The organism is Streptosporangium sp. LJ11, assembly GCF_051918945.1.
Taxonomy (GTDB): domain Bacteria; phylum Actinomycetota; class Actinomycetes; order Streptosporangiales; family Streptosporangiaceae; genus Streptosporangium.
Window position 1 is genome coordinate 108,092 of sequence record NZ_JBPXMB010000025.1, and the last position, 19,408, is coordinate 127,499.

Genomic DNA, 19,408 nt, shown 5'->3' on the forward strand with positions numbered 1-19,408 from the left:
CGGTTCTCGCCGCCCGGCCGGCACCGAGCACACCCGGCGGCTCTCCCCGGCCCGTTTCCCGCGCGTCGCGCCGAACCGGTGGCGCGGCCCCCGTCCGAGCCCGATCCTGGAAGCGCCATGACAGCACGGATCGCCGGTAACGACTACCGGAGCCTCACGCCGCCCGCCCTGGGCTCCTGGACCCCCTCGCTCCGGGTCAGCGTCGTCGTTCCCGCGTACGGCGACCAGGAGAAACTCGACCTGGCGCTCGCCGGGCTGGCCGCGCAGACCTACCCGGCCGCGCTGACCGAGGTCGTCGTGGTCGACAACGGCAGCAGCCCGCCGCTGCGCCTGCCGGCCCTGTGCCCCGCGGACACCCGCCTGATCGTCTGCCCGGTCCCCGGCCGCGCCCACGCCCGCAACGCCGGGCTGGCGGCCGCCACCGGCGACGTGATCCACTGGCTCGACTCCGACGTGGTCCTGGACCGCCGGTCGGTCGAGGCGCACATGCGCTGGCACCACGCCGCCCCGTACCTCGTGGTGACCGGCTACCTGCGCTTCACCCCGGCCGGGCTGCCGGCCCCCGAGGTGGTCGCCGCCGCCGACGACCTGGCCAAGCTCTTCGAGCCCGCCGAGCCGCACGCCTGGCTGGTCGACCTGGTCGAGCGCACCGACGGCCTCACCGCCAACCCGCACCGCGCGTTCAGCCTGCACGTCGGCGGCGCGACCTCGGTCAACGCCGCGCTGCTCGCCGCCGCGGGGCCGATGGACACCGACCTGATCCTCGGCCAGGACACCGAGATGGGCTACCGGCTCGCCCAGGCGGGCGCCGTCTTCGTGCCCGAGCCGCTGTCGCGCGCCTTCCACCTGGGCCCGACGATGCGCATGCGCGACAAGGCCCCGATCGACCGGGTCAGCCACGCCTTCGTGGCCGACCGGATCCCGTCCTACCGCTGGCTCCGCTCCCACCCGGCCCGGCAGTGGAAGGTGCCGTACGTGGAGGTGGTCGTCGAGCCCGCGGGGCGGCCGGGGAAGGGCTACACCTACGACGAGGTCCGCGCCACCGTCGACGCCGTGCTCGCCGGCACCCTGCCCGACGTCGCGGTCACCCTCACGGGGCCGTGGGACCGCGTCGGCGCCGAGGGGCGCGCTCCCCTGAAGAACCCCGACCTGGACCTGGTGCTGATCCGCGGCCACTACGCCCACGAGCCCAGGGTCCGCTTCGCCGACGAGGTCTCCGCGGCCTCCGCCGTCCCGGCCGTCCCCCCCGACCGGACCGACGGCTCCGCCGCGCCGGGCCCCGCCTGGGCGGTCCCGTACCGTCTGCGGCTGCCCGCCGGATGGGTGCCCGGCGAGGACACCCTGGCCCGCCTGCTCGACCTGGCGAGGGACGAGGGGTACGGTCTGGTCTCGGTGCTGCTGGCCGAGGAGGACGACGCGGCCGGTGGGGACGGCGGCGCGGACGGCGCGGCGGACACGGCGGGCGCGGCGGGCGCGGGCCCGGGGAGGACGGTCGTCAGGGCGCGGCTGGAACGTGCCGCCGCGTTCGCGCGCGCCGCGATCGTGCTGGAGGAGGGGGAGGATCTCGACGACGCCGTGGACGACACCTTCGGCGTGATCTGGGTGGACGGCGAGACCTACGGGTTCGCGCCCGAGGCCGGTGTCCTCACCGGCCGTCGCGGCGCCTACCGCGCCAGGGCCGAGGCGGCGGCCGAGGTGGCCCGTCTCACCAAGGAGACGGAGCGGCTCCGCGAGCAGGTGGCCAAGTGGCGCGACGAGGCGGGCCGCTGGCGCAGGAGCACGGTCGAGCTGCGGCGCGAGGTCGGCACCCTGCGAAGGGAACTGGCCGCCGCCAGGAAGGTCGTCCAGTACGGGCTGCTGTCCTCGGTGAGGCGGGTCATCACCCGCCGTCGCTGACGACGCCGACGCCCCCCAGGAAGTAGGAGCCGATCCCCCGGTAGGGCACGGCGGTGCCGGGCGCCGGCCGCCATTCGGGCAGGTTGACGATGCCGGGCTCGACCATGTCGAAACCGTCGAACAGGCGGACGATCTCCTTGCCGGTACGGGTGACGAAGGGGGCGGAGGCCCGGTCGTAGACCTGGGCCACCTCGTCCGCGGCCTTCGGGCGGACGTCGGTCGCGACGTGGGACAGGACGAGGTGGCTGCCGGGGGCCATGGCCCGGCGCAGGGTGGCGATGATGCCCAGGGGGTCGTCCGCGTCGGGGACGAAATGCATGATCGCCACCAGGAGGATCCCGACAGGCCGGTCGAAGTCGATCGCCGCGCGCACGTCCGGGTGCTCCAGGATCTCCCCGGGCCGGCGGACGTCCCCCTCGACGATGGTCACGTTCTCGTTCTTGCCGAGGATCGCCCTGCCGTGGACCAGGACGGTCGGGTCGTTGTCGACGTAGACGACCCGGGCGCCGGGAGCGACCTGGTGCACGTTGTTCCGGGTGGGCAGTCCGGCGCCGAGGTCGAGGAACTGGTCGATCCCCGACTCGGCGAGGAAACCGACCGTCCGGCCCAGGAACGCGCGATTGGCGCGGGCACCCTGCCGCATCTCGGGGACGATCTCCAGGGCCCTCTCCGCGGCCTGCCGGTCCGCCGGAAAGTTGTCCTTGCCTCCCAGGTAGTAGTCGTACATGCGCGCGACGTTGGGAATATGCGTCTGGACACCCTTGGGTATCTGGTCGGCCACGTGCCGCTCCCAGGTAATGAAATTTTCAGAATTGCATAGATCGTAGCCACTCATAACATTGGGGAAGCCCTTAACGGACGAGCGAGATCGCGTCATGGCCGGCCTCCCCTCGCGCCGCCCCCCGGCCTCCCTCGCGCGGCGCGCGTCCGGCCCCGGCCGGCGGCATGCGCCCGGCCTCTGTCTCGCGAAGCGCGTGTCCGGCCCCGGCTCGCGCCGTGCGCCCGGCCTCCGGCTCGCCGGCGGCGCCGGCCGGCCTTGACCGTCCCCGGGCACCCGGACGCCACTGGGCCGCCGCTCAGTTCCTGAGGGCGGTGCGGAGCCTGCCGAGGAGGGAGTCGCGCCCCTCCTGGCGCCTCCCTTCCCCCCGCTTCTCCTCCTGGCGCCGCTGCTCCTGTTCGGGGACCCGCTCCGCCGCGGGCCTCGCGGCCTCCCGCCCCTGGGCCTTGGCCCCGGGCGAGGCCGGAACCCGGGCGGGGGGCGGAGTGGAGGCCGGGGACGTGGGCCCGGCCGGCCAGAACTCCGGCCGGTCGCCACGCCGCACGCCGTGGGTGGTCTCGATCGACGCGGCGACGTCGTCCGCGCCGAGCAGCCTCGCCCGGCCCAGCGCCTCGGTCCGCTCCAGCGTCGCCTCGCCGTCGCCGCCGAGCCCGACGACGAGCATGCCCGCGCGGTCGTCCTGCATCACGCGGATCATCCGCTCCAGCGTGTCGCGTCCCAGCGGGACCGAGACCGGGCCCGTGTAGCGGAACGGGATCGGGGCGGGGGTGGCGGAGACCTCGTCGGCGAACCGCACCCGCTCGTCGTGGGCGAAGTGCTCGCGCAGCAGCCGCAGGTCGAACAGGGGGTCGTCCAGCACCGGCCGGCGGTCCCCGGACAGTTTCGACCACGGGGCGACCAGGGTGACGATCACGTCGCCGAACGACCCGTCGAGCGCGGCGCCCACCGCCTCGCGTACCCGCTCCTCGGGCCCGTCGACGTGGAGCGCCACCTCCACGTACGGGACCAGCCAGTGGCGTCCCCGGTCCCTGCGCAGGTCACGGCGGAGCGGCACCCGGTGGGCCAGGTAGGGGGCGACGACGCGCACCGCCCGCTGCGGGTCGCGGCGCTGGGCGGGAAGCCCCAGATGGACGGCCTGGGCGGCCATGTCGGGGACGAAGACCACGCCGTGCGCGGCCAGCCGGTAGGCGAACTCGGTGTCCTCGCCCCGCAGCACACCGGGATCCACCCCGCCCACGGCGTGGAAGATCTCGCGCCGCATCGACACCGTCGGCCCCGTGCACACGTGGTAGGGGTTGCGGCTGGCCCGCAGGCCGTCGGTGCGGGAGATCGTCTGCTCGGTGGAGCTGGGCAGGGCGCCCGACAGGTCGAAGAGGGAGCCCAGCGAGCCCGCCCGCACGCCCTCGTGCACCTGCGCGGCCGTCAGCGACGGCTCCTCGACGAACTTCTTCGCGCCGATCGTGACCAGGTACCCGGCCAGGTGGTGCCATCGGGCCAGTGCCTCGATGTGCTCGCGGCAGACGACCATGTCGGCGTCGAGACGCTGGATGATCCGCCCCTCGGCGAGGGCGGCGCCGGTGTTCACCGCGTGGGCGATGCCCCAGCCGGAGGAGCCGGCGGTCACGATCCTGGTGCCACCCGGGGCGATCTCCGGCAGCCGCAACGGCGGTTCGCTGCCGTCGTCGACCACGATCACCTCCATGAGGTGGTCCGGGTAGGTCTGCGCGGCCAGCGCGGCGAGGGTGAGGTCGAGCCTGTGCTGCCCGCCGTGGGCCGGAATGATCACGCTCACCGGGAGCTCCGGATCCCACTCGCCGAGTGCGGGCGGGTCCAGGGGCGAGTAGTCGTTGTGCCGGATCGGTGGCAGGTCCGCCGCCGTGCCGCCCGTCATGATGTGACACCCCTTGTCGTGTTCCCCGTCTGTCAAGCTCTGTCAAGCCCCGCAGACCATACCGGTCGATCCTTAGAGTTCCCTGGAGACAGGACGCCCGGCTTGTCCATTTGGTGGACAACGCATCCCAGAGCCGAACGTGTTGCCCGTAGACTCGTTTTCCAATACCGCAGGTAGCACGCGCACGGACCGGCCGCGCGCGGTGAGGAGCAATCATGACCAGGGCGTGGCGTGGCCTCATCGAGGAGTACCGTGACCGACTGCCGGTGAACACGGCGACGCCCGTCGTCACGCTCCTGGAGGGCGGCACCCCGCTCGTCCCGGCGAACCGGGTGTCGGCGCTGACCGGCTGCGAGGTCTACCTGAAGGTCGAGGGCCTCAACCCGACCGGAAGCTTCAAGGACCGTGGCATGACCATGGCCATCAGCAAGGCCGTCGAGGACGGGGCGAAGGCCGTCATCTGCGCCTCGACCGGCAACACCAGCGCCTCCGCCGCCGCCTACGCGGTCCGCGCGGGCCTGACCTGCGCCGTGCTGGTGCCCCGGGGCAAGATCGCGATGGGCAAGCTGGCCCAGGCGCTGGTCCACGGGGCCAGGCTGCTCCAGGTCGAGGGGTCCTTCGACGACTGCCTGGAGATGACCAGGAAGCTGTCGGAGAACTACCCGATCGCGCTGGTCAACTCGGTGAACCCGTTCCGGCTCCAGGGCCAGAAGACCGCCGCCTTCGAGATCGTCGACACGCTCGGGGACGCCCCCGACATCCACTGCATCCCGGTCGGCAACGCGGGCAACATCTCGGCGTACTGGATGGGCTACACCGAGTACGCCCGGGACGGCGTCGCGGCGAGGACGCCGCGCATGTTCGGCTTCCAGGCCAGCGGCGCCGCGCCGATCGTCAACGGCGCGCCGGTGACCCACCCGCACACGATCGCCACCGCGATCCGCATCGGCAACCCGGCCTCGTGGCAGCTCGCCGAGGCCGCCCGCGACGAGTCCGGCGGTGTCATCCAGGCCGTCACCGACCGTCAGATCGCCGCCGCGTACAAGCTGCTCGCCCAGGAGGAGGGCGTGTTCGTCGAGCTCGCCTCCGCCGCCAGTGTGGCGGGCCTCCTGCAGGCCCACGCGCAGGGGCTGGTCGAACCTGGGCAGCGTGTCGTGTGCACGGTGACCGGAAACGGTCTCAAGGACCCCGACTGGGCCATCTCGGGCGCGCCCACCCCGGTGACGATCCCGATCGACGCGCACGCCGCGGCCACCGCCCTCGAACTCGCCTAGTGGATCTCAGGAGAAGCGACGTGCCCCCCACGGACCACACGGCCCCCACGGGACCCCGATGACCGGCGGGGCGAAGGCGACCGTCCGGGTCCCCGCGACGTCGGCCAACCTCGGCCCCGGATTCGACACGCTGGGACTCGCCCTGGGCCTGCACGACGAGATCGAGGCCGAGATCTTCGAGTCCCCCGGCATCGACATCGCGGTCGAGGGCGAGGGGGCCGGCGAGCTCGACCTGGGCGAGGGGCACCTCATCGTCACCACGATGCGCGCGACCTTCGACAGGATGGGTCTCCCGCAGCCGCGCGGCATCCGGTTGCGCTGTCTCAACCGGATCCCGCACGCCCGCGGCCTGGGGTCCTCCTCCGCGGCGATCTGCGCCGGGATCCTCGCCGCCCGGGCGCTGGCCACGACCCCGTACGCGCCCTCGTCCGAGCACGGCTCCCACCCCGGCCGGGATCATCCGCCCGGGCTGACCGACGACGGCGTCCTCGCGCTGGCCACCGAGATCGAGGGCCATCCCGACAACGTGGCGCCGTGCCTGGCGGGCGGGCTCACCGTCGCGTGGACGGACGCCGGAGGCGTGCCGCACCTGGTGCGGCTCCTCCCGCACGAGGCCGTCAGGCCCGTGGTCCTCGTCCCCGCGCACCGGCTGTCGACCGAGACCGCCCGCGGGCTGCTGCCCAAGGAGGTCCCGCACGCCGACGCCGCCGCGAACGCCGGCCGGGCCGCCCTGCTGGTCGCGGCGCTGACCGCCAGGCCCGAGCCCGGCCTGCTGCTGGCAGCCACGGAGGACCGCCTCCACCAGGACTACCGCGCGCCCGCGATGCCGCACACCGCCGACCTGGTACGACGGCTGCGGAGGGCGGGAGTGGCCGCGGTCGTCTCGGGTGCGGGGCCCACGGTTCTTGCGTTGTCAACGATGAATACGCAGGATTTGATCGCACCGGAAGTGGGTAATGACTGGCACATCCAGCCACTGGAAGTCGAAACCAGGGGCGCCCGCGTTGTTTCTCTTGAGACACGCTGACGACTCTTCGACCTTCAGGGAATAGCTGTGTGCGCTGGTGATGTTAGGCTGATAGCCGCACCAGGTGCCCCGCGTTGGGTGCGTGCTTGTCAGCCACACATCGCTGCATCATGTCTCACCTGGTGAGACATGAGCGCCGCAGTGGCCTCCCCGAATCCGTCGCCTCCGAATGCTCCAGATTTCGGTTGGGGCAACGAGAAGCGGCGTTTTAGGGGACATGCGCGTTCGATCTACCTCGACATCTGGTTGCCGGTAGCAATCCGGGGGGGTGTCCTCCAAGTCCCACCGTCGGCGATTCGCGATGGTGACGGCCTGGATCCGCCCTTCTCCGACAGTGGCGGCGGCTCTCCATGGGCCGCCGAGGATCGCGACGTGCAACCCGACCCGGTCTGTCCCACCGGGTCGATCGCACCACCGGGACGATTGGCTGATCATGGCCACGCCCGACCCCTGGGAAGGACCCATTAGTGAGCGACACCACCGAACTCCTCTCCGACGTCACCGGCACGGCGCCGGCGTCCGGCGACACCCCCACCCGCCCCGCGGCCAAGCCGCGCCGTCGCTCCGGCACAGGCCTTTCCGCCATGGTGCTGCCTGAGCTGCAGGCCATGGCTTCCGGCCTCGGCATCAGCGGGACCGGGCGGATGCGCAAGAGCCAGCTGATCGCGGCCATCCAGGAGAAGCAGGGCGTCTCCACCGAGAGCGCCCAGGCTCCCGCCGCCGTCAAGGAGACTCCTGCCGTGGCCGCCCCGGCCGTCGTGGCCGAGCCGGTCGCCGAGCGTCCGGCGCGCACCCGCAGGGAACGTTCCCGCCCCGTCGTGGCCGCCGAGCCCGTCGTGGAGCAGGCGCCCCCCGCCCCCGAGCCCGTGGCCGCCGTCGTCGCGCCCGAGCCCGTCGTGGAGCAGCAGACCATCGACACCGCCCCGGCCGAGGGCCGTGGCGAGCGCGGCGAGAGCCGTCGCGAGCGCGGCGAGCGCCGTGGCCGCAACAGCGAGCGCGGCGAGCGGGGCAACGATCGCCGTGAGCGCGGCGACAACCGCCCCGACAACCGCAACGACGGCCGCGCCGACCAGCGCGCCGCCGACGCCGGCCAGAACCGCGGGGAGCGGCTCAACGACCGCGGCGACCGGCTCAACGACCGCGGTGAGCGCGGCGAGCGGTCCAACGACCGCGGCGAGCGTCTCAACGACCGCGGCGACCGCACCAACGACCGCGGTGACAGGGGCGAGCGCGGTGACAGGGGCGAGCGCGGCGACCGCGGCCCGCAGAACCGGGGCCCGCAGGACCGCAACGACCAGCACGGCGTGGGCGACGACGACGACCGCCGTGGCCGTCGCGGCCGGTTCCGCGAGCGCAACCGCCGCGGCCGCGAGCGCTTCGACAGCAACGAGCCCGTGGTGGGCGACGACGACGTCCTGATCCCGATCGCCGGAATCCTGGACATCCTCGACAACTACGCGTTCGTCAGGACCAGCGGTTACCTGCCGGGCTCCAACGACGTCTACGTCTCGCTGGCCCAGATCCGCCGCAACGGCCTGCGCAAGGGTGACGTCGTCACCGGCGCCGTCCGCCAGCCCCGCGACGGTGAGCGCCGCGAGAAGTTCAACGCGCTCGTCCGCCTCGACACGGTCAACGGCATGGACCCGGAGCAGGCGCGGCAGCGGCCCGACTTCAACAAGCTCGTCCCCCTCTACCCGCAGGAGCGCCTGCGCCTGGAGACCGAGCCGAACATCCTGACCACCAGGATCATCGACATGGTGGCCCCGATCGGCAAGGGCCAGCGCGGTCTCATCGTCTCCCCGCCCAAGGCGGGCAAGACGATGGTCCTCCAGTCGATCGCCAACGCGATCACCCGCAACAACCCCGAGTGCCACCTGATGGTCGTCCTGGTGGACGAGCGTCCGGAAGAGGTCACCGACATGCAGCGGTCGGTGAAGGGCGAGGTCATCCACTCGACCTTCGACCGCCCGGCCGAGGACCACACCACGGTCGCCGAGCTCGCCATCGAGCGTGCCAAGCGCCTGGTGGAGCTCGGCCACGACGTGGTCGTGCTGCTCGACTCGATCACCCGGCTGGGCCGCGCCTACAACCTGGCGGCCCCGGCCTCCGGCCGCATCCTGTCCGGTGGTGTCGACTCCACCGCGCTCTACCCGCCGAAGCGTTTCTTCGGCGCCGCCCGCAACATCGAGAACGGCGGCTCGCTGACGATCCTCGCCACCGCGCTGGTCGAGACCGGCTCCAAGATGGACGAGGTCATCTTCGAGGAGTTCAAGGGCACGGGCAACCTGGAGCTCAAGCTCAACCGGCAGCTCGCCGACAAGCGGATCTTCCCCGCGGTGGACGTCGACGCGTCCGGCACCCGTAAGGAAGAGATCCTCATGGGCAAGGACGAGCTCCAGATCACCTGGAAGCTCCGCCGCGTGCTGCACGCCCTGGACATGCAGCAGGCCCTCGAGCTTCTCCTGGAGAAGATGAGGGAGACCAAGTCCAACGCGGAGTTCCTGCTCCAGGTGCAGAAGACGACGGTCAGCTCCGAGCGCGACTGATCACCCGCCGTACGTCGAACGCCCCGGCCCCTCCGGCCGGGGCGTTCGCGTTTCCAAAGCCCTTGTGCGACCCCGTACTTCGGGATATCCCTACTTCAGGACGCTTTTTCCCGCGCGGCTCCCGGGTCCGCGCCCGCGATGACCGCGGCGCGTGGACGGCACGCGAGGAGGGGGGCGGTCACGCGAAGGCGGGCGGCGCGAGGAGACGCCAGACGCGCGAGGGACGGCGGGACGCGACAAGGACGGCGTACGACGGGCTGACCGGGGACAGGGGAGGCGCATGACGGCCGAGACGCTGGCGAGCACGACCGCGGTCAGGACGCCGCTCAGGCGGCGCGTGCCGCTCGGTCCGAACGGCCCCCTGGGCATGCTCGTCGACCCGATGACCTGGCGGGCCGTTCCCTACCTGCTGGTCAGCATGTTCTACGGCCTCGCCTGCTTCGCGTTCCTCGCGTCCGTGATCCCGGCCTCCCTGGTGATGGTGCTCGTGTGGGTCGGACTGCCGCTGCTCGCCCTGACCATGCTGGCCTGGCGAGGCGCCGCGATACTGGAGCGCCGGTTCCTGCGGCTGGCCTTCGGCGTCGACATCCCCAGCCCGTACCGGCCCTCCGAGGGCGACAACCTGTTCCTGCGCTGGAAGGACATGTTCGTCGACCCCGCGACCTGGAAGGACCTGCTCTATCTCCTCCTGCTGCTGCCGATCGGGATCGCGGAGTTCACCGTCACGGCGGTCCTGTGGATCCTCGGACTGAGCCTGACGATCGCGCCACTGCCCCTGCTGCTGGCCGGGCAGCCGATGACGCCCATCGACGAGTTGCCGATCGACAGCGTGCCGAGGGCGCTGCTGTGCACGCTGATCGGGGTCGGCTTCCTGCTCGCGGCCCTCTACGCAACCCGTGGCATGGCCTGGCTGCACGGCCTGCTCGGCGTCGCCCTGCTGGGGACGAGCGAGAAGAACCGGCTGGCCGCCCGTGCCGCCCACCTGCGGGCCAGCCGGGCCCGCGGGGTGGACGCGGCCGAGGCCGAGCGGCGCCGGATCGAGCGGGACCTGCACGACGGCGCCCAGCAGCGGCTGCTGTCCGTGGCCATGGACCTGGGCCGGGCCCAGGCCAAACTGGACTCCGACCCCGACGCGGCCAGGGAGCTCCTGGCCCAGGCGCACCGGGGTACCAAGGCCGCCATCGCCGAGTTGCGCGACCTCGCCAGGGGCATCTACCCGGCGATCCTCACCGACAGGGGGCTGAGCGCGGCCCTGTCGTCGCTCGCCGCCCGCGCGCCCGTACGGGTGGACCTGTCGGTGGAGGTCTCCCACCGGCCCCCGCCCGCGGTGGAGAGCATCGCGTACTTCGTCGTGGCCGAGTGCCTGAGCAACCTCGCCAAGCACTCCGAGGCCACCGAGGCGTTCATCCGGGTGAGCCGCCAGGAGCAGCGGGTGATCGTCGAGGTCTACGACAACGGGGTCGGCGCCGCCGTGCCGCGGCCGGGCAGCGGCCTCGCCGGACTGGCCGACCGGGCCGCGACCATCGACGGCACCCTGACCGTCGACAGCCCGCTGGGCGGCCCCACGATGATCAGGGCGGAGTTGCCCTGCGAATGGTGAGAACGTGAGACCCATGCGGGTGGTGATCGCCGAGGACTCGGTGCTGTTGCGCGAGGGACTGGCCAGGCTGCTGGCCGACGGGGGCATCGAGACCGTCGGGGTGGCGGGCGACGGCCCCGGCCTGGTGACGGTGGTCGACGAGCACGATCCGGACCTGGCCGTCGTCGACGTGCGGATGCCGCCGACCCACACCGACGAGGGGCTGCGCGCCGCTCTGGAGGCCAGGTCCCGGCGGCCGGGGCTGCCGATCCTCGTCCTGTCGCAGTACGTCGAGGAGCAGTACGCCACGGAGCTCATCGGCGGCGGCGCCGCGGCGGTCGGCTACCTGCTCAAGGAGCGGATAGCGGACGTGGCCGAGTTCCTCGACGCCGTACGCCGGGTGGCGGCCGGGGGGACGGTCATCGACCCCGAGGTGATCGGGCAGCTCCTGAGCCGCCAGCGCAAGGGCGACCCCCTGGAGTCCCTGACCGTCAGGGAGAGCGAGGTCCTGGCCCTGATGGCGGAGGGGCGCTCCAACACCGCGGTCGCCGGGCGGATGCTCGTCACCGAGGGCGCCGTGGAGAAGCACATCTCCAGCATCTTCGGCAAACTCGGGCTGGAGCCCGCCGCCGACGATCATCGCCGGGTCCTCGCCGTGCTCGCGTACCTGGGAAGGTGAGGGCCTGGAGCCCCTGGTTTCCCCGCGGGGTCCGGGGTTCCGGTCCCCTCACGGATATCGCGCTCGCCAGGGGGCCGTGAGCACGCCGTGTCCGTTCTGGGACCGCGGGTCACCGGGGTGGGGAATGTCTTGTGGCCTGGGATGGTTGGAGGATCTGGCACACTGGTAGCCGAACCGTAGCGGTTCCGGTTCCCGCCCGCGCGCACCCCGGTGTGCTCAGCGCGCAAGCCTCACAGGCGAGAGACAGTGGCGACCCGGCGACCGCGTTTTGGAGAGGAAAAGGCGATATGAAGCCCGACATTCACCCGGAGTACAACGAGACCCAGGTGACCTGCACCTGTGGTAACTCCTTCACCACCCGCAGCACCGCCAAGAACGGCGTGATCCACGCCGACGTGTGCTCCGCCTGCCACCCCTTCTACACGGGCAAGCAGAAGATCCTGGACACCGGCGGCCGGGTGGCGCGCTTCGAGAAGCGCTTCGGCAAGAAGCCCGCGGGCCAGTAGCTCTCATCCCGGCGCCGGCTCGGAGAACCCCCCTTGTGGGGGCCCGGGTCGGCGTTCGTGGTGATGAGGCAGGCTGACAAGGGCTTTCAAGGAAGGACGCACGGTGAATCTCGACGAGCTGCTCAGTGAGTACGCCGAGCTGGAACTCAAGCTCGCCGACCCCTCCGTGCACGCCGACCAGAAGCAGGCGCGCACCTTCGGCAGGCGCTACGCCGAGCTGACCCCGATCGTCGCCACCTACCGCGAGCTCGAGGGCGTCCAGTCCGACCTCGGCACGGCGCGGGAGCTGGCCTCGGAGGACGAGGGGTTCGCCGAGGAGGCCAAGGAGCTGGAGGCCCGGATTCCCGAGCTGGAGGAGAAGCTCAGGCACCTGCTCGTCCCGCGCGATCCCAACGATGACAAGGACATCATCATGGAGATCAAGGCGGGCGAGGGGGGCGAGGAGTCCGCCCTGTTCGCCGGAGACCTCCTGCGGATGTATCTGCGCTACGCCGAGCGGATCGGCTGGAAGACCGAGCTGATCGACGCCACCCACTCCGACCTCGGCGGTTACAAGGACGTCACGATCGCCCTGAAGGCCAGGGGCGACGAGGGCGTCTGGTCGAGGCTCAAGTTCGAGGGCGGCGTGCACCGCGTCCAGCGGGTCCCGGTCACCGAGTCGCAGGGGCGCATCCACACCAGTGCCGCCGGGGTGCTCGTCTACCCGGAGGCCGAGGATGTCGACGTCCAGATCGACCCGAACGACCTGCGCATCGACGTCTACCGCTCCAGCGGCCCCGGTGGCCAGAGCGTCAACACCACCGACTCGGCCGTGCGGATCACGCACGTCCCGACGGGTGTCGTCGCCTCCTGCCAGAACGAGAAGAGCCAGCTCCAGAACAAGGAGTCGGCCATGCGCATCCTGCGGGCCCGCCTGCAGGCGATCGCCGAGGAGGAGGCCAACGCCGCCGCCATGGCCGAGCGCAAGTCCCAGATCCGCACGGTCGACCGCTCCGAGCGCATCCGCACCTACAACTTCCCCGAGAACCGCATCTCCGATCACCGCGTCGGTTTCAAGGCCTACAACCTCGACCAGGTGCTCGACGGAGACCTCTCGGCCGTCATCCAGTCCCTGCTCGACGCCGAGATGGCGGAGAAGCTCGCCGCCCATTCGTAGCTCGCCCATTCATAGAACGCGCCCATGACCTTTCTGCTGGACGAGATCGCCCTCGCCACCGCCCGGCTCGCCGAGGCAGGTGTGCCGTCGCCGCGCACCGACGCCGAGGAGATCGCCGCGTGTGTGCACGGCGTGCGCCGCAGCGAGCTGCACACGGTGAAGGACTCCGACTTCGACGCCCTGTTCTGGGAGGGCGTCGCCCGCAGGGAGTCCCGCGAGCCGCTCCAGCACATCACCGGGCGGGCCTACTTCCGCTACCTGTCCCTGGAGGTCGGGCCCGGCGTTTTCGTACCGCGCCCGGAGACCGAGGTCGTGGCGGGCTGGGCGATCGACCGGCTGCGGGAGATGGACGTCGCCTCGCCGGTGGTCGTGGATCTCGGGACGGGCTCGGCCGCCATCGCGCTGTCGATCGCCCAGGAGGTCGCGCTGGCCACCGTGCACGCGGTCGAGGTCGACCCGGGCGCCTACACCTGGGCCAAGCGCAACATCATCGAGTACGGCCAGGGCCGGGTCCACCTGCACCCGGAGGATCTGGCCGACGCCCTCTCCGAGCTGGACGGCCAGGTCGACCTGGTGATCTCCAACCCGCCCTACATCCCGCCGGGCGCGATCCCCCGCGACCCCGAGGTCCGCGACTACGACCCGCACCGCGCGCTGTACGGATCGGGCAGCGACGGCCTCGACGAGGTCAGGGCGGTCGAGCGGACCTCCAGGAGGCTGCTCCGTCCCGGCGGGTTCGTCGCCGTGGAGCACGCCGACCAGCAGGGCACTCCGGTATATCTGATCTTCTCCGAGGAGAACGGCTGGCGCGACGTGCGCAGCCGCCAGGATCTGACGCGCAGGGACCGCTTCGTCACCGCTCGATTCGGCCAGGAATAGGATGCACGCCGTGAGCCGACGTTATGACTGTATGGATGCCGAGCAGCGAGCCACCGGCCTGCTCGAGGCCGCCTCCGCCTTCCAGCGGGGGGAGCTCGTGGTGCTCCCGACCGACACCGTCTACGGTGTCGGCGCCGACGCCTTCACGCCCGCCGCGGTCACCGCCCTGCTGGCGGCCAAGGGGCGCGGCCGTGACATGCCGGTGCCCGTGCTGGTCGGGACCGTCCGGGCCGCCAACGCCCTGGTGGAGAACCTCGGCCCGTACGGCCAGGATCTCGTCGACGCCTTCTGGCCGGGCCCGCTCACGTTGATCTGCCGCGTGAACCGGTCGCTGTCGTGGGATCTCGGTGACGCCAAGGGCACCGTCGCCATCCGGATGCCGCTGCACGCGGTCGCCCTCGACCTGCTCAAGGAGACCGGCCCGCTGGCCGTCTCCAGCGCCAACCGCTCCGGCGCCCCGGCCGCCACCACCGCCGCCGACGCGGAGAAGCAGCTCGGCGACTCGGTGTCGGTCTATCTCGACGCGGGGCCGTGCGAGAGCGACATCCCCTCGACGATCCTCGACCTGACCACCGCGGTGCCCAGGCTGCTGCGGCGCGGGGCGATCAGCGTGGAGAAGCTGCGCGGTGTGATCGGCTACGTCGCGACGGACACGGGCTCGGAGCCCGACAACTGACCAGCGCGTCCACGGCATATGCCGTGTTCCATGCCATCTGATTATCACCGTGACGCCGGGCTGTCTCCCCGGTACCTTGAAGTGGGCCGACACTTCCTGGGAGACGTCCATGGGCAAGTTCGAAGGAATGGACCCCAAGCTGGTCCGCGACCTGTTGTCCGAGGTGCAGCGGGCCGCCGAGCAGATGCGGAACGTCGAGGGCAGGGTCTCGCAGATGATGAGCGGGGCCGGCCTGTCCTCGCAGTCGACCCACCGACCCGTCCAGATCGCCGACGCGTGCGATGTGATGGTCCGAGACGTCTCCGCCCGCGTGGCGTTACTGGAGAAGAAGGTCAGCCAGAACGCGACGGCGCCTCCCACCGAGCCGAAGGCCGGGGACCCGAAGCCCGAGACGGGCTCCCAGGGCGAGGGGGCGAAGCCGCAGACGGACTCCCAGAACGGCGCCAAGCCGGAGGCCGGTTCCCAGAACGGTGCGAAGCCCGAGAGCCCGAAGGCGGAGGATCTCAAGCCGGCGGTCGGGGCGGACGACAAACCCCGCGTCGGCGACCAGTCGGACGAGAGCACGCGGCGCGACGATCCCAAGGACTCCTCCAAGCCCGACACCAAGCCCGACACCCCGAAGGCCGACACCCCGAAGGCCGACACCCCGAAGGGCGACGAGGCCAAGCCCGAGGCGGGTTCGAAGGGTGACGAGGCCTCCCCGCGCGACGATCGGGACGATCGGAAGGAGACGCCGAAACCCGAGGCGTCCGGAGCGGACGACCGGAAGCCGGAAACGGGGTCGAAAGCCGACGAGACCTCCCCGCGGGAGGGGGAGACGCCCAAGGAGGGCGGCAAGCCGACGGACAGTGCGCCGCGCGAGGTTCCCAAGCCCGATCCCGCGCCGGAGCCTCCGAGGGCAGAGGAGCCGCGCCCCGAGCCTCCCAAACCCGACCCCAAGCCCGATCCCGCGCCGGAGCCCCCGAGGGCAGAGGAGCCGCGCCCCGAGCCTCCCAAGCCCGATCCCGCGCCGGAGCCTCCAAGAGCCGAGGAGCCACGCCCCGAGCCTCCTGCTCCGGATCCCGTACCGGAGGTCCCGGAAGGCGATTCCGCGCCCCCGCCGGAGGCCCGCACCCCGGATTCCCCGTCCCTGCCGGACGCGCCGAGGGCCGAGGACACCCGGCCCGAGGCGCCCGCGCCGGATCGCGTCCCGGAGGTGCCGAACGCCCAGGGCGCGCCCGCGCCGGGGACACCGAACGCCGAGGGCGCGCCCGCGCCGGAGGCTCCCAGGCAGGATTCCGCGCCCGCGCCGGACGCCCCGAGGGCCGACGACGCGCGGCCGGAGACGCCGAGGGTCGAGGACCTGAAGCCCGCGGTCCCCGGACCGGGGGAGAACCCGCAGGGTGGGGGACAGCCGGTCGACACCGCGCCGCGCGAGGCGCCCGGCGTCCCGCGTACGCCCGAGACCTCCACCCCGGACACCGGCCTCGTGCCGGGGACGCCGCAGGGGGAGTCCGCGCCCGCGCCGGAGCCGCCCAGGGCCGACGACACCCGGCCGGAGATCGTCAACGCGGACGACACGACGCCGCGCGGGCAGGATCCGACCGGCGACGCGCCCGTGAACGACTCCGACGCCAAGGGCGACACGGGCTCGAAGGGCGACGAGACGACCCCGCGCGGGGATTCCACCGGCGACGCGCCCGCGAACGATCCCGACGCCAAGGGCGACGCCGGTTCCAAGGGCGACGAGCGCTCGCCGAGGGAGGAGGGCGGCTCCTCCGGTGACACCGTCCTCGACACCCCCAGGAAGGACCACCCCGACGACATCGACCAGAGCGACTCCAAGGCGAAGATCGTGGAGGTCGACGGGGTGAAGGTGCTCCAGATCCCGCTCGACGCGCCCACGGCGGCCGAGGTCGACGAGCTGCTGAAGAACATCGAGGACATCCCGCCGCTGGAGATGCCCGCGATCGACAATGTCTCCGGCACCACCGGGCAGCCCGGCTGGGTCGAGCCGCACGGCCCGCTCGATTCCGCCAAGCCCGCGTACCCGCTCCTCGACACCGCGGGCCCGGCAACGGACCAGACCGTCCAGCCGCCGGGCACCGGTGGCGACACCACCCCCCAGTCCACCGGTACGACCTCCGGAGAGCCCGCCGCGCCCCGGCCCGCAGGGACGGCCTCCGGTGAGCCCGCGATCCAGACGGCGGGCACGGCCTCGGGCGAGGCGGCCACCCGGCCCGCCGGGGGGCCGGTGCCGTCCATCGGCGACGCGATCTCCGGTGACGCCCGCGGTGCCGAGGGCACGTCCGGGCAGGCGGCGGGGGCGGCGCCCGGCGGGGCGGCCGCGCAGCCGGGCGAGGGTTCGGCCGCCCGGTGGGCGAACGACGGCAGCGACGTCGTCACCGCCGAGGCGAGCCCGCTCGATCTCGACGCGCTCAGGACGCTCGCCGACAACGCCCGCGAGATCGAGCCGCTGGAGATGCCGGGCGTGAGCGTGCCCGACGGGGAGACCTGGGGTGAGGGGGCCTGGGCGCCCATGGACATCCGGCCCGACGGCCCGGCGGGCGACGTGGAACCGGGAGACCCGCTGCGGCCGATCCCGCCCCCGGGCGGCGGCCGGTGATCACCGGAACGCGGGCGCGAGACCGTGAGCGCCGTGAGCGCGAAGCGGCGGCCGGATGAGCACGAGGCACCGGGTAGCGGTGAGTGAGCAGGAGGCAGGGAGCGTGTCAGCGAGGGTGAGGAGCCTGTGATGTTCGTGGATCCACCCGCACCGCAGCCGCTGCAGCCGGGGGAGACCCCGCCGGCCTCGGCCAACAACGGGCTGCCGTCCCCGGACGCCGTCACGTCGTGGGAGTTCAACCCCGACTACCAGCGGCTGGTCATGATGTGGAGGCAGGTGCTCCCCGTGCTCGACACGCTGACCGCCAGCCTGGACAAGGCCTACCAGCTCGCCAGGAGCAGGGACGTCTGGGACGCCCCCGTCTCCGGCCGCTACGTCGAGGACATGACGGAGTGGCGCACCCGTCTGAGCCTCTACCGGCAGGCGATCCTGACGTCGATCAGCGACCAGGCGGCCGACACGCCGAGATGGGTGCCGGTCAAAGCCGGAGCCCCGCACGCGTTCTCGTGAGGCGGCCTCCCGGCGGCGGCGGTCCTCCGCGACACGCTGTCCCGGGGCGGCGCGTCCCTGACATGGGATAACCGGGGACGGCGGGCTTACAGTGGGGGTGAGTCGTCGTCTTCGGGGTGTGAGCCATGGGCGCAGAACCGTACTACGGGCCAGATTTCGGTCTCCTGCAGCGCGAGGACCCGGAGATCGCGAGCGTGCTGCTCGACGAGCTCGACCGGCTCCGCGGAGGCGTCCAACTGATCGCGAGTGAGAACTTCACCTCGCCCGCCGTGCTCGCCGCGCTCGGCTCGACGCTCACCAACAAGTACGCCGAGGGCTACCCCGGCAGGCGTTACTACGCCGGGTGCGAGGTCGTCGACCGGGCCGAGCGGCTCGCAATCGACCGGGCCAAGCGGCTGTTCGGCGCCGAGCACGTCAACGTGCAGCCTCATTCCGGCGCCTCGGCGAACCTGGCGGCCTACGCGGCCCTGCTCCAGCCGGGTGACACCATGCTGGCGATGGAGCTGTCGCACGGCGGCCACCTCACACACGGCTCCAAGGTCAACTTCTCGGGACGCTGGTTCGACGTCGTGGCGTACGGCGTGCGCAGGGACACCGAGCTGATCGACTACGACGAGGTCAGGGAGCTGGCGCTGCGGCACCAGCCCAAGATGATCATTTGTGGTGCCACCGCCTACCCCCGCGAGATCGACTTCGCCGCCTTCCGGGGGATCGCGGACGAGGTGGGCGCCTGGCTGCTCGCCGACGTCGCGCACACCGTCGGCCTGATGGCCGGGCGGGCGCTGCCCTCCGCCGTGCCGTACGCGGACGTGGTGACCTTCACCACGCACAAGGCGCTGCGCGGTCCGAGGGGCGGCGGGATCATGTGCACGCGGGAGCTGGGTCCCAGGATCGACCGGGCGGTCTTCCCGTTCGTGCAGGGCGGCCCGCTCATGCACGCGGTGGCGGCCAAGGCGGTGGCGTTCGGCGAGGCGCTGCGGCCGGAGTTCGCGGAGTACGCGCGGCGGGTGGTGGCCAACGCCCAGGTGCTGGCCGACGCGCTGGCCGCCGAGGGCATGCGGCCCGTCTCGGGGGGCACCGACAGCCACCTGGCGCTGATCGACCTGCGCGACGTCGGGATCTCCGGCGCGGTGGCCGAGCAGCGGTGTCAAGCGGCCGGGATCACGCTGAACCGCAACGCGATCCCCTATGATCCGGAGCCGCCCACGGTGACGTCCGGGATCCGGGTCGGCACCCCCTGCGTCACGACCCAGGGGATGGGGCCCGAGGAGATGAAGGAGGTGGCCTCGATGGTGGCGCAGGTCATCCGCAACCCCGACGCGACGGGTGAGATACGGGAGCGCGCCGCGGTGCTGACGAGGACCCACCGGATATATCCCAGCGAACTATGAGCTGTTCTGTGTCGT

Annotated in this window: 15 protein-coding genes; 13 read left to right on the forward strand and 2 right to left on the reverse strand. The window is 72.2% G+C overall.

Annotated features, from left to right (window positions below):
- Positions 1-117 precede the first annotated feature (117 nt).
- Positions 118-1,896 (forward strand): glycosyltransferase, encoded by a 1,779-nt coding sequence (locus ACTOQ3_RS32290; RefSeq protein WP_440087230.1) that lies wholly within the window; start codon positions 118-120, stop codon positions 1,894-1,896.
- On the opposite strand, the gene ACTOQ3_RS32295 is transcribed toward ACTOQ3_RS32290, so the two are convergent.
- Positions 1,880-2,677 carry an SAM-dependent methyltransferase gene (locus ACTOQ3_RS32295; protein WP_440087231.1) on the reverse strand — a complete coding sequence of 266 codons (798 nt, stop codon included), beginning with the start codon at positions 2,675-2,677 and terminating at the stop codon, positions 1,880-1,882. The two genes, ACTOQ3_RS32290 and ACTOQ3_RS32295, sit on opposite strands and share 17 nt — an antisense overlap.
- A 295-nt stretch (positions 2,678-2,972) precedes the next feature.
- Entirely contained in the window at positions 2,973-4,565 is a 1,593-nt protein-coding gene (locus ACTOQ3_RS32300; protein WP_440087232.1) for a glycosyltransferase, read from the reverse strand.
- Between the two features lie 215 nt (positions 4,566-4,780).
- Here ACTOQ3_RS32300 and thrC point away from each other — a divergent pair, with 215 nt between their 5' ends.
- The 12 genes from thrC (at position 4,781) to glyA (ending at position 19,393) form a co-directional block, all read left to right on the forward strand.
- Positions 4,781-5,839, forward strand: a complete 1,059-nt coding sequence (gene thrC, locus ACTOQ3_RS32305) for a threonine synthase (protein ID WP_440087233.1) — start codon at positions 4,781-4,783, stop codon at positions 5,837-5,839.
- Positions 5,840-5,897: 58 nt separating this feature from the next.
- Positions 5,898-6,866 (forward strand): homoserine kinase, encoded by a 969-nt coding sequence (locus tag ACTOQ3_RS32310; protein WP_440087234.1) that lies wholly within the window; start codon positions 5,898-5,900, stop codon positions 6,864-6,866.
- A 467-nt stretch (positions 6,867-7,333) separates the two neighbouring features.
- Entirely contained in the window at positions 7,334-9,412 is a 2,079-nt protein-coding gene (rho, locus tag ACTOQ3_RS32315) for a transcription termination factor Rho (RefSeq protein ID WP_440087235.1), read from the forward strand.
- Positions 9,413-9,692: 280 nt separating this feature from the next.
- Positions 9,693-11,012, forward strand: a complete 1,320-nt coding sequence (locus ACTOQ3_RS32320) for a sensor histidine kinase (protein WP_440087236.1) — start codon at positions 9,693-9,695, stop codon at positions 11,010-11,012.
- A gap of 13 nt (positions 11,013-11,025) precedes the next feature.
- A complete protein-coding gene (locus ACTOQ3_RS32325; RefSeq protein WP_440087285.1) occupies positions 11,026-11,670 on the forward strand; it encodes a response regulator transcription factor in 645 nt (214 codons plus the stop codon).
- 287 nt (positions 11,671-11,957) lie between these two features.
- Positions 11,958-12,176 (forward strand): 50S ribosomal protein L31, encoded by a 219-nt coding sequence (gene rpmE, locus ACTOQ3_RS32330; protein ID WP_362679879.1) that lies wholly within the window; start codon positions 11,958-11,960, stop codon positions 12,174-12,176.
- Between the two features lie 103 nt (positions 12,177-12,279).
- Positions 12,280-13,332: a peptide chain release factor 1 gene (gene prfA / locus ACTOQ3_RS32335; RefSeq protein ID WP_344744662.1), complete on the forward strand. Its 1,053-nt coding sequence runs from the start codon at positions 12,280-12,282 to the stop codon at positions 13,330-13,332.
- 24 nt (positions 13,333-13,356) lie between these two features.
- Positions 13,357-14,211, forward strand: a complete 855-nt coding sequence (gene prmC, locus ACTOQ3_RS32340; protein WP_440087237.1) for a peptide chain release factor N(5)-glutamine methyltransferase — start codon at positions 13,357-13,359, stop codon at positions 14,209-14,211.
- Positions 14,212-14,221: 10 nt separating this feature from the next.
- Positions 14,222-14,887: an L-threonylcarbamoyladenylate synthase gene (locus tag ACTOQ3_RS32345; protein ID WP_440087238.1), complete on the forward strand. Its 666-nt coding sequence runs from the start codon at positions 14,222-14,224 to the stop codon at positions 14,885-14,887.
- 109 nt (positions 14,888-14,996) lie between these two features.
- Complete coding sequence (locus ACTOQ3_RS32350; RefSeq protein ID WP_440087239.1) at positions 14,997-17,492, forward strand: hypothetical protein; 2,496 nt, start codon at positions 14,997-14,999, stop codon at positions 17,490-17,492.
- Positions 17,493-17,621: 129 nt separating this feature from the next.
- A complete protein-coding gene (locus ACTOQ3_RS32355) occupies positions 17,622-18,002 on the forward strand; it encodes a hypothetical protein (RefSeq protein WP_362679889.1) in 381 nt (126 codons plus the stop codon).
- A gap of 125 nt (positions 18,003-18,127) precedes the next feature.
- Positions 18,128-19,393, forward strand: coding sequence for a serine hydroxymethyltransferase (gene glyA / locus ACTOQ3_RS32360; protein ID WP_440087240.1), 1,266 nt, complete (start codon positions 18,128-18,130; stop codon positions 19,391-19,393).
- The last annotated feature ends 15 nt before the right edge of the window (positions 19,394-19,408 follow it).